Annotated in this window: 14 protein-coding genes; 6 read left to right on the top strand and 8 right to left on the bottom strand. The window is 72.3% G+C overall.

The features are described from left to right. Window positions 1–49: 49 nt before the first annotated feature. Entirely contained in the window at window positions 50–1,495 is a 1,446-nt protein-coding gene (gene xylB / locus AC4IHM_RS29035) for a xylulokinase (RefSeq protein WP_490869920.1), read from the bottom strand. 241 nt (window positions 1,496–1,736) lie between these two features. Between xylB and xylA the strand changes: the two genes are divergently transcribed. Next, window positions 1,737–2,900, top strand: coding sequence for a xylose isomerase (gene xylA, locus AC4IHM_RS29040; protein ID WP_490869921.1), 1,164 nt, complete (start codon window positions 1,737–1,739; stop codon window positions 2,898–2,900). A 209-nt stretch (window positions 2,901–3,109) separates the two neighbouring features. On the opposite strand, the gene AC4IHM_RS29045 is transcribed toward xylA, so the two are convergent. Both AC4IHM_RS29045 and AC4IHM_RS29050 read right to left on the bottom strand, forming a co-directional pair. Further along, window positions 3,110–4,378, bottom strand: a complete 1,269-nt coding sequence (locus AC4IHM_RS29045) for an SWF or SNF family helicase (protein WP_490869922.1) — start codon at window positions 4,376–4,378, stop codon at window positions 3,110–3,112. Continuing rightward, entirely contained in the window at window positions 4,375–7,335 is a 2,961-nt protein-coding gene (locus tag AC4IHM_RS29050) for an SCO1167/SCO6262 family helicase (RefSeq protein ID WP_490869923.1), read from the bottom strand. Before AC4IHM_RS29050 ends, AC4IHM_RS29045 begins: the two co-directional genes overlap by 4 nt. Window positions 7,336–7,513: 178 nt before the next feature. On the opposite strand from AC4IHM_RS29050, the gene AC4IHM_RS29055 reads away from it, so the two are divergent. After that, window positions 7,514–7,696, top strand: a complete 183-nt coding sequence (locus AC4IHM_RS29055) for a tail-anchor membrane protein (protein ID WP_490869924.1) — start codon at window positions 7,514–7,516, stop codon at window positions 7,694–7,696. Window positions 7,697–7,795: 99 nt separating this feature from the next. On the opposite strand, the gene AC4IHM_RS29060 is transcribed toward AC4IHM_RS29055, so the two are convergent. Both AC4IHM_RS29060 and AC4IHM_RS29065 read right to left on the bottom strand, forming a co-directional pair. Next, window positions 7,796–8,728, bottom strand: a complete 933-nt coding sequence (locus tag AC4IHM_RS29060; RefSeq protein WP_490869925.1) for a hypothetical protein — start codon at window positions 8,726–8,728, stop codon at window positions 7,796–7,798. A 140-nt stretch (window positions 8,729–8,868) separates the two neighbouring features. Next, entirely contained in the window at window positions 8,869–9,168 is a 300-nt protein-coding gene (locus AC4IHM_RS29065; RefSeq protein ID WP_490869926.1) for a hypothetical protein, read from the bottom strand. A gap of 98 nt (window positions 9,169–9,266) precedes the next feature. Here AC4IHM_RS29065 and AC4IHM_RS29070 point away from each other — a divergent pair, with 98 nt between their 5' ends. Next, the gene (locus tag AC4IHM_RS29070; RefSeq protein WP_490869927.1) at window positions 9,267–10,166 is read left to right on the top strand and encodes an oxygenase MpaB family protein; all 900 of its coding nucleotides are present in this window, start codon (window positions 9,267–9,269) and stop codon (window positions 10,164–10,166) included. A gap of 82 nt (window positions 10,167–10,248) precedes the next feature. On the opposite strand, the gene AC4IHM_RS29075 is transcribed toward AC4IHM_RS29070, so the two are convergent. Further along, on the bottom strand, window positions 10,249–10,848 hold the full coding sequence (locus tag AC4IHM_RS29075; RefSeq protein WP_490869928.1) for a class I SAM-dependent methyltransferase: 600 nt from the start codon (window positions 10,846–10,848) through the stop codon (window positions 10,249–10,251). A gap of 268 nt (window positions 10,849–11,116) precedes the next feature. Between AC4IHM_RS29075 and AC4IHM_RS29080 the strand changes: the two genes are divergently transcribed. Beyond that, a complete protein-coding gene (locus AC4IHM_RS29080) occupies window positions 11,117–11,731 on the top strand; it encodes a GTP-binding protein (RefSeq protein ID WP_490869929.1) in 615 nt (204 codons plus the stop codon). Window positions 11,732–11,758: 27 nt separating this feature from the next. Here the strand turns inward: AC4IHM_RS29080 and AC4IHM_RS29085 are convergent, their stop codons facing one another. Beyond that, on the bottom strand, window positions 11,759–12,187 hold the full coding sequence (locus AC4IHM_RS29085; protein ID WP_490869930.1) for a PPOX class F420-dependent oxidoreductase: 429 nt from the start codon (window positions 12,185–12,187) through the stop codon (window positions 11,759–11,761). Between the two features lie 107 nt (window positions 12,188–12,294). Here AC4IHM_RS29085 and AC4IHM_RS29090 point away from each other — a divergent pair, with 107 nt between their 5' ends. Further along, window positions 12,295–12,711, top strand: coding sequence for a roadblock/LC7 domain-containing protein (locus AC4IHM_RS29090; protein ID WP_490869931.1), 417 nt, complete (start codon window positions 12,295–12,297; stop codon window positions 12,709–12,711). Window positions 12,712–12,849: 138 nt separating this feature from the next. Then, entirely contained in the window at window positions 12,850–13,860 is a 1,011-nt protein-coding gene (locus AC4IHM_RS29095) for a DUF6397 family protein (protein ID WP_490869932.1), read from the top strand. A gap of 1 nt (window position 13,861) precedes the next feature. On the opposite strand, the gene AC4IHM_RS29100 is transcribed toward AC4IHM_RS29095, so the two are convergent. Next, entirely contained in the window at window positions 13,862–14,728 is an 867-nt protein-coding gene (locus tag AC4IHM_RS29100) for an acyl-CoA thioesterase (protein WP_490869933.1), read from the bottom strand. Window positions 14,729–14,743 lie beyond the last annotated feature (15 nt).

The following is a 14,743-nucleotide window of genomic DNA, read 5'->3' on the forward strand; positions in this document are numbered from 1 at the left end:
GCCCCCGAACGACGCCTCGACCGGGGGCGTCGCCCGCGCGGGTGCGCCCTCAGCGGGAGTCCGTGTTCCCCTCAAGCAGCGGTGCCGCGTCGGAGAGTATCCCGGAGATCCTGGCCAGCGTCGCGTCGTCCCGTTCCACGGCGTCGAGCACCGGGCCGGCGGCCGTGTCCCAACGCCGGGCGACCGCGGCCGCGTCCTCGCCGGTCAGCAGGCCGGCTGCCTGCGCCGCGGCGCCGAGCGCCACCAGTTCCCTCGCCTCGGGGATCTGGACAGCACGTCCCGACAGCCGCCGTACCGTCTCCTGCCAGGCGGTCCCGCGCGCGCCGCCGCCGATCAGCAGCAGCGGCGCGGACGGATCCGCGTCGGCGTCGAGAACCAGGTCGAGCGCGCCGAGCAACGAGTGAACGGCGCCGTCGTACGCGGCCTGGAGCAGTTGGCCGCCGGTCGTGTCGTGACGCAGCCCGTACAGGAGGCCGGAGGAGTGCGGCAGGTTCGGGGTGCGTTCGCCGTCCAGGAAGGGCAGCAGCGTGACGTCCGTGCCGGGTTCGACGGCTTCCCGGTCCAGGCCGAGCAGGGCCGCGACGCGGTCGACGGCGAGGGTGCAGTTCAGGGTGCAGGCCAGCGGCAGCCAGTCGCCCCGTGCGTCGGCGAAGCCGGACACGGTGCCGGTCGGGTCGGCGGTCCGGTGCCGCGACACGGCGTACACGGTGCCGGACGTGCCGAGGCTCATCACCGGCACGCCGGGACGCAGTCCGAGCCCCAACGCGGCGGCGGCGTTGTCGCCGGTGCCGGCGGCGACCAGGGTGCCCGTGGAGAACGGCAGGCCGTGGCCCTCGCGCACAGTGCCGGCCACCTCGCCGGGGCGGACCACCCGGGGCAGCAACGCCGGATCGAGCCCCACGCGCGCGAGGATCTCCTCGCCGTACGCCTCCGTGCCGGATGCCCACCAGCCGGTGCCCGAGGCGTCGCCGCGGTCGGTGGTCCCCTCGCCGGTGAGCCGCTCGGTGAGGTAGTCGTGGGGGAGGCGTACGGCCTTGGCCGCTCGGGCCGCGTCCGGCTCGTGCTCGGTCAGCCAGGCCCACTTGGTGACCGTGAAGGAGGCGCTCGGCACGCTGCCGGTGCGCTCCGCCCAGCTCTTGGGCCCGCCCAGCTCCTCGATCAGGCGGCGGGCCTGCGGGGCCGAGCGCACGTCGTTCCACAACAGGGCCGGGCGCACCGGTTCGCCCTGGGCGTCCAGGGTGACAAGGCCGTGCTGCTGCCCGCCGATCGACACCGCCGCGGCCTCGCGGGCGGCGTCACCGCACTGGCTCAGGGCCTCGCACAACGCGTCCCACCACTGGCGCGGATCGCTCTCGCGGCCGGCCCCGGAGGACACGGTGTGGGAGGCCTGGCCGCTCGCGACGACCCGGCCGGTGGCCGCGTCGACGACCAGTGCCTTGGTGGACTGGGTGGACGTGTCCACGCCGACGACGAGCGGACCCTCGGCTGCTGACATCGGGCTTCTCCCTCTTCCGCGGCTCTGCGGGATCTGACTGGACTGGCTGGTCTTGTGCGGCTGACCCGGGTTGACCCGGACCTGCCCGGGGCGCAGTGGTTCCTCGGGTCCGGCTGACCCGGATGTCACTCCTTCGGGGACATCTTGTCCCTTCCCAAGGCCGTGTGTGCATACTAATTTGTAAAGTGCCATGACGAAATAGTCGGCAGCGAGTGATCGGCAGCGAGTGAGGAGCCGCGGAATGAACTACCAGCCCACTCCCGAGGACAGGTTCACGTTCGGTTTGTGGACGGTCGGCTGGCAGGGCCGTGACCCGTTCGGTGACGCCACCCGGCGGGCGCTGGAACCGGCGGAGTCGGTGCGGCGTCTGGCCGAGCTGGGCGCGTACGGCGTCACGTTCCACGACGACGACCTGATCCCCTTCGGCTCCGGCGACACGGAGCGGGAGGCACACATCAAGCGGTTCCGGCAGGCGTTGGACGCGACCGGCATGAAGGTGCCGATGGCCACGACGAACCTGTTCACGCATCCGGTGTTCAAGGACGGCGCCTTCACCGCGAACGACCGGGACGTGCGCCGGTACGCGCTGCGCAAGACGATCCGCAACATCGACCTCGCGGCCGAGCTGGGCGCGAGCGTGTACGTTGCCTGGGGCGGTCGCGAGGGCGCGGAGTCCGGTGCGGCGAAGGACGTGCGCGACGCCCTGGACCGGATGAAGGAGGCCTTCGACCTGCTCGGTGAGTACGTCACCGAGCAGGGCTACGACCTCAAGTTCGCGATCGAGCCGAAGCCGAACGAGCCGCGCGGTGACATCCTGCTGCCGACGGTGGGGCACGCGCTCGCGTTCATCGAGCGGCTCGAGCGGCCGGAGCTGTACGGCGTGAATCCGGAGGTCGGGCACGAGCAGATGGCGGGGCTGAACTTCCCGCACGGGATCGCGCAGGCACTGTGGGCGGGCAAGCTGTTCCACATCGACCTCAACGGCCAGTCGGGCATCAAGTACGACCAGGACCTGCGGTTCGGCGCGGGCGACCTGCGGGCCGCGTTCTGGCTCGTCGACCTGCTGGAGCGGGCCGGGTACGCGGGTCCGCGGCACTTCGACTTCAAGCCGCCGCGGACCGAGGACCTCGACGGCGTGTGGGCGTCGGCGGCCGGCTGCATGCGCAACTACCTGATCCTCAAGGACCGGGCGGTGTCCTTCCGCGCCGATCCGCAGGTTCAGGAGGCCCTGGCCGCGGCCCGGCTGGACGAGCTGGCCCGTCCGACGGCCGAGGACGGTCTCGCGGCCCTGCTGGCCGACACGACCGCCTACGACACCTTCGACGTGGACGCGGCCGCCGCGCGCGGAATGGCCTTCGAGCACCTCGACCAGCTCGCCATGGACCACCTTCTCGGCGCGCGCTGAGCGGTTCCTCCTCCGCGCGAAGGCTCCGCCCCCTCCGGTTCACGGACGGGGCGGAGTCCGTCCGGCCGCCGGAGTCTCATCGAAGGTGTACTCGCACGTACGCCACCATGCTCCCGGCGTCGCGGCCTCCGACTGCCGAGCCTTGGCTGTGAACCCTGTTTCACCCGCCCGGTCACGGCGCCCCGTGTCGCGGTCGCCGTGACCGGGCGTCAGAGTCCGTCCCCTGCCGCGAGTTCCGCCGAGGCCAGGGCCGTCGCCGGATCCTGGGCCGCGCCGCCGGCGGGGACCCAGCGGCCGCGTTCCTTGCGGTACGGCCACCAACGGCCCTCCCGGTCCAGGCGGAGCTGGTGCGGCGCGCCGACGACGGTCCACCGGTTGGCCCGCGCCCGCAGGGACGGCCGCTCGCCGTCGTCCCAGGCCGACTCCAGGGCCGCACGCGCGCGTGCGAGCGTGTCGCCCGTCACCGTCCACTCCTCCTCGAGCACGGAAAGCGCGACCCCGCCACCGAGCCGCCACGCGCGTACGGCGACGGCCAGCGCCTCCTGGGAGCGCCCCGAACCTTCACCGAGCCGGTGCAGCACGTCCGGTCCGGGATCGCCCGCGGCCAGACGCACCGCGTCCCGCGACGCGGCCGGTTGCGCACTCACCGCCTGCCGACCGTGCCCGCCGCGCAGGGACTCGGCGAGCAGGCGGTGTGCCTGCGCCGCGGTCCGGGAGGCCAGGAAGGCCAGCGCGGACGGGTCGACACCGGACGGAGCGGCCGTCTCGGTGTCCAGCGACGGCGGTACGCCCGGCCCCTCACCGAGGACGGGCAGCGGGGGCAGCGCAGGCAGCACGAGCCCCGCCGCATAGGCCTCGGCCGCGTCCACGCCCTCCGACCGGGCAACGGCCCCCTCGGCGGGCGTGGCGCCGTGCGTCTGGAGGTCGTCGAGTACGGCGTTCTCCGAACGTCCCCGCATCAGCAGCAGGACGAAGGGGTCCTGGTCCAGCAGCCGGGCCACCTGGTAGCAGAGTGCGGCGGTGTGCCCGCAGTGGTCCCAGGCGCCGCAGTCGCACTCCGCCTCCAAATCGCCCAGGCCCGGCAGCAGGTCGATGCCGGCGCTCGCCGCGTCCTCCACGAGGTGTGGCGGCATGTCGCGGTCCAGGAGCGCCGCGACATGCCCCGACCTCTCGATCGTCATGTCGACAAAGCGGTCCCATTGCGTGTCCGACAGCTGCTCCAGCAGGACATCGGCCCGATGCGCCGTGCGGTCCCGGTCCTGGACGACCGCCGTGATGCGCCCCGGCCGTACCGACACCGCGCCGACCGCTCCCGCGCGAGCGAGCCGACGGCCCGCCTTCACCTGCGCCCCGTCCATTGCCGTGTCCTCCAGAGCCTTGAGCCAGGCGCGGCCCCACCAGGTCCGGGCGAAGCCCTGGCCGTGTGCGGGCGGCAGTGCCGCGAACGTCCGTTGCGCGTCGTCCTCGTACCGGGTCATCGCCCGCCCCCTCGCAGCTCGACCAGGTCGGCCAGTTCCGCGTCCGTCAGCTCCGTCAGGGCGGCCTCGCCCGTTCCCAGCACCGCGTCGGCCAGTTCCCGTTTGCGGCTCAGCAGGGCGGCGATGCGGTCCTCGACGGTCCCTTCGGCGATCAGCCGGTGCACCTGAACGGGGCGGGTCTGGCCGATGCGGTGGGCGCGGTCGGTGGCCTGTGCCTCGACGGCGGGATTCCACCAGCGGTCGTAGTGCACGACGTGCTCCGCGCGCGTGAGGTTCAGTCCGGTGCCCGCCGCCTTCAACGACAGCAGGAAGACCGGGACCTCGCCCTCCTGGAACCGTCGCACCAGCGACTCGCGTGCCGTGACGGACGTGCCGCCGTGCAGGAACAATGACGCCACCCCGCGGGCGGCCAGGTGCTGTTCGAGGAGGCGGGCCATCTGCACGTACTGCGTGAAGACCAGCACACTCGTCCCCTCGGCGAGGATCGTGTCGAGCAGTTCGTCCAGCAGCTCCAGCTTTCCCGAGCGGCCGGTGATCCGCGGCCGGTCCTCCTTGAGGAACTGCGCCGGGTGGTTGCAGATCTGCTTGAGGCTCGTCAGCAGTTTCACGATCATGCCGCGTCGGGCCATGCTGTCGGCCCCGGCGATCTCCGCGAGCGCCTCGCGCACCACCGCCTCGTACAGACCCGCCTGTTCCGCGGTCAGCGACACGGGGTGGTCGGTCTCGGTCTTCGGCGGCAGCTCCGGCGCGATCCCGGGATCCGATTTGCGGCGTCGGAGCAGGAAGGGCCGTACGAGCCGCGCCAGCCGCTCCGCCGCCGCGGGGTCCTGGCCGCCCTCGACGGCCTGCGCGTAGTTCCGGCGGAAGGCGCCGAGCCGGCCCAGCAGACCCGGGGTGGCCCAGTCGAGGATGGCCCACAGCTCCGAGAGGTTGTTCTCCACCGGGGTGCCGGTGAGCGCCACGCGCGCGCGTGCGCCGATGGAGCGCAGTTGCCGCGCGGTCTCCGAATACGGGTTCTTCACATGTTGCGCCTCGTCGGCCACGACCATGCCCCACGGCACGGCCGAGAGCCGGTCGGTGTCCAGGCGCATGGTGCCGTAGGTGGTCAGCACGAACCCGCCGTCCGCGAGGCCGTCCAGGTCGCGTCGGGTGCCGTGGAACCGGCGTACGGGCGTGCCCGGCGCGAACCGTTCGATCTCCCGTTGCCAGTTGCCCATGAGGGAGGTCGGGCAGACCACCAGAGTGGGCCCGGCGGCGGACGCGTCGGTCTGCCGGTGCAGATGCAGGGCGATCAGCGTGATGGTCTTGCCCAGGCCCATGTCGTCGGCGAGGCAGCAGCCCAGACCCGACGACGTCATGTGAACGAGCCAGTTGAGACCCCGTCGCTGGTAGTCGCGCAGCGTGGCGTCCAGGGCGGCGGGCTGGGCCACGGCATCCTGCGACTCGGGGTCGGCGAGTCGCTCCCGCAAGGCCGCAAGCCATCCCGTCGGATGCACCTCCACGCGGCGCCCGTCGACCTCCGCCGAGCCCGTCAGAGCCGCCGCGAGCGCGTCGACCGGTGTGACCTTGCGGTCCTTGCGGGCGCGGGCGCGATGGGCCTCGTCCGGGTCGACGAGCACCCACTGGTCGCGCAGGCGTACGACCGGCCGGTCGGCCTCGGCGAGCAGGTCCAGTTCCTCGCGCGTGAGCCCCTGGCCGCCCAGGGTGAACGTCCAGTTGAACGCGAGGAGCGCGTCGGCGGACAGGAAGGACGGACCGGCCTGCGACGACGCCGCGCGGGGTGCCGGCTCGTCGTCGGGAGGCCCGACCTCCGCGCGGGCGGTCAGGTCGCGGGTCAGCTCCCTCGGCCAGTGCACGTCGACTCCCGCGCCGGCGAGTACCCGGGAGCCCGCTCCGAGAAGCTCGGCGACCTCCTCGTCGGCTAGTTCGACGGCGTCCGGCACGGCCGCCGACAACAGCGGCATGAGCGCGGGCCAGGCCCGCGCCGCACGGCGCAGGGCGAGCAGGGCGTCCACCCGCGCGCGTGTGCCGAACGCGTCGCCCACGGTGCCCGCCCACACCTCGGCGGTGTCCGCGACGAGTGCCGGGTCGCTCACGCTGTGCACCTGGAGCACCGCCCGGAACGTCGGCCGGGAGTCCGGGTGAGGCTCGCCGGACAGGCCCCGCACCTCGACGCGCAGTGACAGCCGTACGCCCATGTCGTGGCCCGCGGCGACGTCGGCGGCCCACTCGCGCAACTCGGGCATCCGCCGAGGCTCCCGCGAGGCGTAGGCGGGCCCGGCCGTCACGAACCGGGCGGCGGGGGAGCGGGGCAGCGTGTCGGCGACGGCGTCCAGGAAGGCACGCACCAGCCGTTCCGGGTCGGGCAACCGCAGGGGTTCGGCGTCGTCGACCGGGACAGCGTGGGCCTCGGGCGGCATGGCCGCGGCGAGATGGCGGACCCGCTCGGTCTCCTCCGCGCCCAGCGGCCCGATGCGCCAGGCGTCGTGGTCGGCCGCGGACAGGCCCGGCAGCAGGAGCCCGCGCGCCACGAGGTGCAGGGCCTCGACGGCGACCGCGCCCCAGAACACCGTCGCCCGGTGGCCGTCCGCACCGGCACGCGCGCGCGTGAGAACCGGCAGGGCGGCCCGCACCGGCAGCAGCAACGCGGGCACGCTCACCGCACCGACGCCGTCATCGTCCGGCAGTACGACCGTCAGGTTTTCCACGGTCCCGGTGGCGTGCGCCGGAGCAGTCCCGGCCGGGGCGCCGTCGGATCGCCAGAACGCGACTGTGCCGGTGCGGCCGGGATCACCGGGCAGGAAAACGGCACAGCAGTCGGCGAGTTCGGAGATTGCAGCGGGTGCTTCCGGAGGAGTGGTCTGCGAAGCGATGGCGTATTCCTCAAAATTGACTAGCCAGGGCAGCAGGCGCTGACCGTACACGATTTCCGAGCCGGTGGGGTGTGGGCAGGGCATGACATGGGCCACTATGCAGATGAGGAGGTGACCTCTCCGGACGGAGTCGCCGACAAGCTCTCAGGGGCGTGTAAGGGTCCGGTCTCAGGGATGTCTCAGGGTCGCGGTGCGGAACTGCCGGGAGCAACGGCCCGTTTTCAGGACAGAGAGCGGCAGTGGCCGCGAAGGAGGCGACACCATGTCGAAGAATGCCAAGGTCGCAGCAGGGGGAGTGGCGGTCGGGCTCATCCTGCTGATCTGGCTGCCCTGGTGGGCCGCCCTGCTGATAGTGCTGGGAGTCCCTGCCGCCGCTTACCTCGCCCTGGACCCCGCGCAGCGGCGCAGGCTGCGCCGTGTCACGCGCAAGGAGATAGGCCGCTGAGGGGCTGACGTGTGACGGGGGCCGGGCCTGGAGATCGAAGGCGGCCGGGCGGCGCGAGGACTCCTCGGCTCCCGGCGGTGGGGCCCTGGTGCTCTTGGGTCAGCTCGGTCGCACCGCCATTTTGTCGAGCGCCTCCAGGAGTCCGGGCAGTGCCGGTCCCCGGCCCACCGGCAGGACCTCACCGGGTTCCTCGTCGAGCAGGATGAAGGCGATGTCGTCGGTTCTGGCGACCAGTGACCAACCGGGGCCGTCGGCTCGCAGCGTCCGCGCGTCCCCCGGCGCGAACGACGACCGGACCCGGCCGAGCGGCGGGGGCGTGTCGACGTAGGCACGGGCCTCCGCGAGTACCCGCCGGACACCGCCGTGCCCGGCAGACGTGGCGCTGGTCCCGGAAGACCCGGCGCGGGGTCCGCCCGTGGCCCCGGCATCGTGCGCGGCGCCGGTCCGCTTGGGCCCGTCGATGCCCGTGTTCCCTTCCGCGCTGTGGCCCGGCGTGTCGCCGGCCGAACCGGCGTCGCCGCCCGTCGGGAAGTCCGCGTCGTCGATCTGCTCCCGCCACTGCGCCCACTGAAGGGCGATCTCGTCCGCCCCCAGACGCCGTTGCGCGGGTCCCCACACCGCCGTGTCCGGCGGGCGCAGCGGGGGCAGGTCGGTGGACTCGGGTCCGGGGTCGTGGGGCGCGGGCAGGCCGGGGGCCGCCACCGCGACCGCGAGGGGCCATCCGGGCAGCGCGGCGACGACGGTACGTTCGTCCGGCGACAGTTCGTACTCCATGCCGCAGTCCCAGGACGCCACCGCGACGGCGACCAGCGAGACATCGTCGATGGCGACGGTCCACCGGGCGCCGTCACCGTCCTGGCCGAGCACCAGGCCGTAGCCGTCGGCCAGGGGTGCGAGGCCGAGCGCGGCGCACGCCTCCGGGTAGTCGTCACCCAGCACGCTCGGAAACTTCGCCGGCGTCAGCAGCACCGCCGTCAGCACGTAGAGCGCGTCGTCCTCGGCGGCGACGGCGTCCTCGTCCGTCCCGGCCATCCCAGCCTCCCCATCGGTTGGTCCAATGGCGCGCACCCTAGTGTGCCCGGGAAGCCCTTGTCACGACTCCCAGACGCACCCGAGCTGCGGCTTTCCGGCTGGACGAGGGCGAATCGACCACGCGGGCCAGGACGGACGGGTCAGGCCGCGGGCAGTCCCAGGAGCGCTCGGGCCACGTCCCGCGGCGACTCGTCCCGTTCCCTGGCCAGAGCGATCACGGCCCGGCACGCCAACTCGTTCACCCCGAACGACAGAGCCTCCGGCGACACCCGGTCCGCCGCCTCGTCGATCCGTTCCTGGTCGCCGTCCGCACACGCCGAGACGTAAGCGGCGGCGGCCTCGAACAGATTGCGCGAGCGCGGCCCCCCTCCCGCCGTCTTCGCCTCTGCGCGCCGGGTGGCACGAGATCTGTTCCAAGCCTCGCGAATCCTGCCGAACAAGCGGATCGCCCTCCCCTGCCGATCACGATCGCTGATCGTGCATATCCTGCTACTCAAAGTAGAGTTGAAGCTTCGGCGGCAGAAGGGGGACAGCCACGGTGAAGCGCTTCGAACGGCTGGCACAGATCCGGCGGATGGACCCGTACGAGGACGCCACGGAGATCTATCGGCTTGCCTCGGCCTACGAGTTCCCCTGGGACTTCACCCGCGCACTGGAGCTGGCGCTCTACCGCACCTACGCCGTGCCGAGCATCGGGCGGCTGCTGGCCGAGACGGCGGAATTCACGGGCCGGCCGCAGAAGCGGTACGACGACACGGCGCTGCTGCTCGACGCCGTCGTGGAGCACGGTTTCGGCAGCGAGCAGGGTCGCACGGCCATCCGGCGCATCAACCGGATGCACCGCGGCTACGACATCGGCAACGACGACCTGCGCTACGTCCTGTCCACGTTCGTGGTGGTCCCCAAACGCTGGATCGACGCCTACGCGTGGCGCAGGCTGTCACGCCACGAGACCATCGCCTCCGCCGTCCACTACCAGACGCTGGGACGGCACATGGGCATCCAGGACATCCCCGGTTCCTACGAGGAGTTCGAAGCCTGCCTCGACGCCTACGAGGAGGCCCACTTCGCCTGGGACGAGGGCGCGCGCCGTGTCTCCGACGCCACGCTCGACCTCATGGCCTCCTGGTATCCGCGCCCTCTCGCACCCCTCCTGCGCGCCGGGACGCTCGCCCTGCTGGACGAGCCCCTCCTGCGAGCCTTCCGGTACGCCCCGCCGAAGCCTGCCACGCGTGCGGTCGTGCGCCGTGCGGTGCGGCTGCGCGGGCGCGCGGTCCGTCTGCTGCCGCCCAGGCGCGCCCCGCACCACGCCCGGCAGAACTGGGAGATCAAGGGCTATCCGAACGGCTACCGGCTGGCGGAGCTGGGGACCCATCCGGTTCCCGGCGTGCGGGGCTGTCCGGTACGCCACATCGACACCTCGGCCGTCGAGTGGTGAGCGCCCCGGGGTACCGGACACAACGTCGTGCTCGGACCTCCCGAAGCGTTCGCGGCGGTGGCCGGGGGACGGGGCCGAGAGATCAGCCCTGGCGGACGGCCAGGGCCAGGAAGCGGGCGTCCTCGTCGACGTACAACGTCATGCGCCAACCGGAACCGGTCAGCAGCGGCCGGAGATTGGGTTCGGCACGCAGGTCCTCCGGTGTGATCCGGCGTCCCTGGCGGGCCGCGAGCGCCGCCCTCCCGATCGGATGGAACAGCGCCAGCACACCGCCGGGACGCACGACGCGAGCCAACTCGCGCAGATTTCCCGCGGGATCGGGAAGGTGCGCGATCAGGCCCGCCGCGAACACGGCGTCGAGTGACCGCGACCGCAGCGGCAGCGCGGCAACGTCGGTCAGCAGCAACCGCCCGTCACGGTCCCTCCTCGCCCGTGCGGCGGCCCGGAGCATGGCCGGTGTCAGGTCGGCCCCGACGACCAGCCCCGACGGTCCCACGGCCGCCCGCAACGGGGGCAGGGCGCGGCCGGTGCCGCAGCCCGCGTCGAGCACGCGATCCCCCTCGCGCAGTCCCATCCCGGCGACCGCGGTCGCAAAGGCGGGTCCGTCGTCGGGGAACCGGCTGTCCCAGTCGGCGGCGCGGGCGCCGAAGAACTCCTGGATGTGCGCGTGGTCGTCGCTCATGCCCCGCATGATCCCCCAAGGACACGGAAGGTGCCGCAGCGCACACGTTCGAGCGTGACGCGGTCGTTCCAGCGTCTCTCCCCATCAGATAGCAACACCTTTCGAAGTGCGCCCCCGATGCGCGCCCCTGCCGGGACTAGCGTCCCGGGCATGGGACACCTGGACCGGGCCGGACCGCGCGCGCCCGCCGCACGCGGACCGTGGAGAAGGACGAAAGACCGTGACCGGCACATGACTTCACGACCACCCGGACCGAGAGAAGTGATCGATGCTCTCCGAACACTCCGACGCCGCAGCCGGTGACACGACCGCGCTGACGTTGAAGATCCTGGTCGCCGGAGGGTTCGGCGTGGGCAAGACCACCCTGGTGGGCGCGGTCAGCGAGATCAGGCCGCTGCACACGGAGGAGCCGCTTCGTGGGGCCGGCCGCCCGGCGGTCGACATCGACGGCGCCGACGGTGTCGACCGCAAGGTCACCACGACCGTGGCCATGGACTTCGGCCGCATCACCCTCCGGTCCGGCCTCTCCCTGTACCTCTTCGGCACACCGGGGCAGGACCGTTTCTGGTTCCTGTGGGACGAACTGTCACAGGGCGCACTCGGCGCCGTCGTCCTCGCGGACACCCGGCGTCTGGAGGACTGCTTCGCGGCGGTGGACTACTTCGAACACCGGCACATCCCTTTCGTGGTGGCCGTCAACCGCTTCACGGGAGCATGCCACCACGCCGACCAGGACATCCTGCGTGCCCTCGACCTCGACCCGGGAACGCCCGTGGTGCCGTGCGACGCCCGGGAGCGTGACTCCGGGAAGGAGGTGCTGGTCCGGCTCGTCGAATACGCCGGGCGGATGCACGCCGCCCGGCTGCTGGAATCCGTGCGCTGACCGGACCGACCTCCCTACCCGAGCGGGTCAGCGCGCCAGGGCCTTCACAGCCATGACCTTCTCCACGGTGACGCGGACGAGGAGTTCGCCCGGAACACCGTTGCGGGCCCCGAACTCCTCGGCGCGTTCCTCGCCCATGTACCGCGCCGCGATGCGGGTGGCCCAGTGCCGGATTTCGGCGAGGTCCTCGGAGATCCGGGCCCGCCCCTGCAGTACGACGAAGTCGAACGGCGGGCGGTCGTCGTCCACGCACAGGGCGATCCGGCCGTCACGGGCCAGGTTGCGCCCCTTCACGGTGTCCTTGCCGGTGTTGAACACCACGTCGTCCCCGTCCAGCAGGAACCAGATCGGCGCCACATGTGGACTGCCGTCCGCCCGGACGGTCGAGACTTTTCCGGTGCGGGTGCCGTCCGAGACGAAAGCCCGCCATTCCTCATCGGTCATCTTCTCTGCCATGGCCACCATCCTCCTTGCCCGGAGCACGGGCGTGGTGAAGGCTGGCGGACAGATCCCCCGACCAGGGGGAGGCAATGCGTACGGGGACTACACGGGGAGACCGGATCATGGCGCAGAACCAAGGACTTGGGTGGCTGCTGGACGACCTGACCGAGCGCGTCGAACACGTCCGGCACGCGTTGGTGCTGTCCAACGACGGGCTGGTGACCGGAGCGAGTACGGGCCTGCGACGCGAGGACGCCGAGCACCTCGCCGCCGTCTCGTCCGGACTGCACAGCCTGGCCAAGGGATCGGGCCGCCACTTCGGCGCCGGCCAGGTACGGCAGACGATGATCGAGTTCGACGACGCCGTTCTGTTCGTCACCGCAGCGGGCGCGGGCAGCTGCCTGTGCGTGCTCAGCGGAGCGGAGACCGACATCGGACAGATCGCCTACGAGATGACACTACTGGTGAACCGGGTCGGGGAACACCTTCACATCGACGCACGGCAGCCGGGCCGAATATTACCAAATGAAGAGCCCTGACCTGGGCATTCATCGCTCCCGTGCGGCCGGCCGCGGAGTTGTCCACAGGCCCGCCGCACACATCGCGCCGGTGGCTACGGTTTTGTGTCAGGCGGGCGCGGACGGCGCCGGCCGCACACTCCACGGGGGAGACCGAAGATGTCCGGCAACACCGTCACACACGAGAGCACGGCCACCGCCGACGAGACCGCCGCCACCTGCGGCGCCCCTCTCGCACCCGGCCGTGCGGCACGCGAACTCTGCCTCAAGCGCAGTGAGTTCGACCTGGCTGTCCACCTCGGCCGGGTCCGCACCGTTCCCGACGAAGGAGGAGGCGGCCGACGGGTCGCCCCCGACGAGATCGAGCGGATCCGGACGGGACAGGGGTTCCCCGAGGCGCTGCGCGAGAGCGTCCGGGCCGTCGGGACCACGGAGGGCTCGGCCCTCATGGAAGTCACCAGGGCCCGGTTCACCCGCCTGGCACGGCTGGGGCTGCTGGTTCCCGTGCGCTTCTATCTCAACCGCTACCGTGCCGTCGTCTGGCTGTATCTGGCCGACGAACTGCGCCGGTTCGCCGCCGACGAGCGGAACACCGGGCTCCTGAAGGGCCGCACCCCCGAGAACCTGCGGGACCAGTTGGCGGACGGCCTGGACCTGCGGCCCCGCAACTGGCGCGGCAGGCACCTGGGATTTCTGCTCCGCCAGGCCGAGGACCCGTGGGCCCGCGCCGCGGCCGTGGCGTCGCTGCTGGACCCGGTCAACGTCTCCGAGGTCGTCAGGGACCCGTACGAACGTTCCCGCCTGAACCGGTTCCGCCCGGCGCCGCGGACCCACGGCTCACCCGGCTCGCCGGGCGCACAACTGGTCGAGCAGATCACGACGGCGGCCGACCCGGACGAGATCGACTGGCTCAGGACGGACCTGGCGGACGAGTTGGCAGCCGCTCGGCGGCACCGACCGGCACCACGCCCGGCCCCGAGGGCACACGAGCACCGCACGGCGCCGAAGGCCCCGCCGACACACGAGCACCGGCGTGCCGGGCACCCGGGCCTGCGCCTGGTGCCGACCCCGCCAGGTCCGGCACCGAGGCCCGAGGGGAAGCGGGAGGAGCCGGGGGGACCCGGAAGGCTGCGCGGACTGCTGGGCCGGCTGCGGCGCAGACGATCGTGACCTACAGAGCCCGGAACAGCCCCTCCTGGACGACGGACACCAGCATCCGCCCCTCCGTGTCGTAGATCCGCCCCCGGGCCAGGCCCCGCCCGCCGGTCGCGATCGGCGACTCCTGGTCGTACAGGAACCACTCGTCCGCGCGGAACGGCCGGTGGAACCACATGGCGTGATCCAGCGACGCCATGTCAAATCCCCTCGGGCCCCACAGAGGCTCCACCGGAATGCGCACGGCGTCCAGAAGCGTCATGTCGCTGGCGTAGGTCAGGGCGCAGGTGTGCACGAGCGGGTCGTCACCGAGCGGCCCGACCGCGCGCATCCACACCGCGCTGCGGGGCTCGGCGCCCTCGACCTCCTCGGCGCTCCAGCGCAGCCGGTCCACATAGCGGATGTCGAAGGGCTGGCGGCGCGCCATCCGTTCGAACTGCTCCGGAAGCGCGCCCAGATGCTCCCGCACCTCCTCGGCGACCGTCGGCAGGGACTCGGGGGCCGGGACCTTGCGGGCCGGCGGCAACTGGTGCTCGAAACTCCCCTGCTCAGGCTTGTGAAAGGAGGCGGTGAGAGTGAAGATCGTGCGGCCCTGCTGCACCGCGGTGACCCGGCGAGTCGTGAACGACCGCCCGTCCCGGTCCCGTTCCACCTGGTACACGATCGGCACGCCTGGGCGGCCGGGGCGCAGGAAGTACGCGTGCAGCGAGTGCACCGGGCGGTCGCCGTCCGTGGTGCGGCCCGCGGCGACCAGAGCCTGGCCGGCCACCTGGCCGCCGAAGACCCGTTGCAGCGACTCGTCGGGGCTGCGGCCCCGGAAGATGTTGACCTCGATCTGCTCCAGGTCGAGCAGGGCGACGAGGCTCTCGGCCGGATTCGTCATCGGTGGGTTTCTCCT

The organism is Streptomyces sp. SL06, from assembly GCF_058244745.1.

Excerpts from the sequence above, each read along its gene's own strand:
- AC4IHM_RS29060 (WP_490869925.1), bottom strand. The coding sequence starts at position 8,728 with ATGGCCGGGACGGACGAGGACGCCGTCGCCGCCGAGGACGACGCGCTC.
- xylA (WP_490869921.1), top strand. The coding sequence starts at position 1,737 with ATGAACTACCAGCCCACTCCCGAGGACAGGTTCACGTTCGGTTTGTGG.
- xylB (WP_490869920.1), bottom strand. The coding sequence starts at position 1,495 with ATGTCAGCAGCCGAGGGTCCGCTCGTCGTCGGCGTGGACACGTCCACC.
- AC4IHM_RS29050 (WP_490869923.1), bottom strand. The coding sequence starts at position 7,335 with ATGCCCTGCCCACACCCCACCGGCTCGGAAATCGTGTACGGTCAGCGC.
- AC4IHM_RS29080 (WP_490869929.1), top strand. The coding sequence starts at position 11,117 with ATGCTCTCCGAACACTCCGACGCCGCAGCCGGTGACACGACCGCGCTG.
- AC4IHM_RS29055 (WP_490869924.1), top strand. The coding sequence starts at position 7,514 with ATGTCGAAGAATGCCAAGGTCGCAGCAGGGGGAGTGGCGGTCGGGCTC.
- AC4IHM_RS29085 (WP_490869930.1), bottom strand. The coding sequence starts at position 12,187 with ATGGCAGAGAAGATGACCGATGAGGAATGGCGGGCTTTCGTCTCGGAC.
- AC4IHM_RS29075 (WP_490869928.1), bottom strand. The coding sequence starts at position 10,848 with ATGAGCGACGACCACGCGCACATCCAGGAGTTCTTCGGCGCCCGCGCC.
- AC4IHM_RS29045 (WP_490869922.1), bottom strand. The coding sequence starts at position 4,378 with ATGACCCGGTACGAGGACGACGCGCAACGGACGTTCGCGGCACTGCCG.
- AC4IHM_RS29100 (WP_490869933.1), bottom strand. The coding sequence starts at position 14,728 with ATGACGAATCCGGCCGAGAGCCTCGTCGCCCTGCTCGACCTGGAGCAG.
- AC4IHM_RS29095 (WP_490869932.1), top strand. The coding sequence starts at position 12,850 with ATGTCCGGCAACACCGTCACACACGAGAGCACGGCCACCGCCGACGAG.
- AC4IHM_RS29090 (WP_490869931.1), top strand. The coding sequence starts at position 12,295 with ATGGCGCAGAACCAAGGACTTGGGTGGCTGCTGGACGACCTGACCGAG.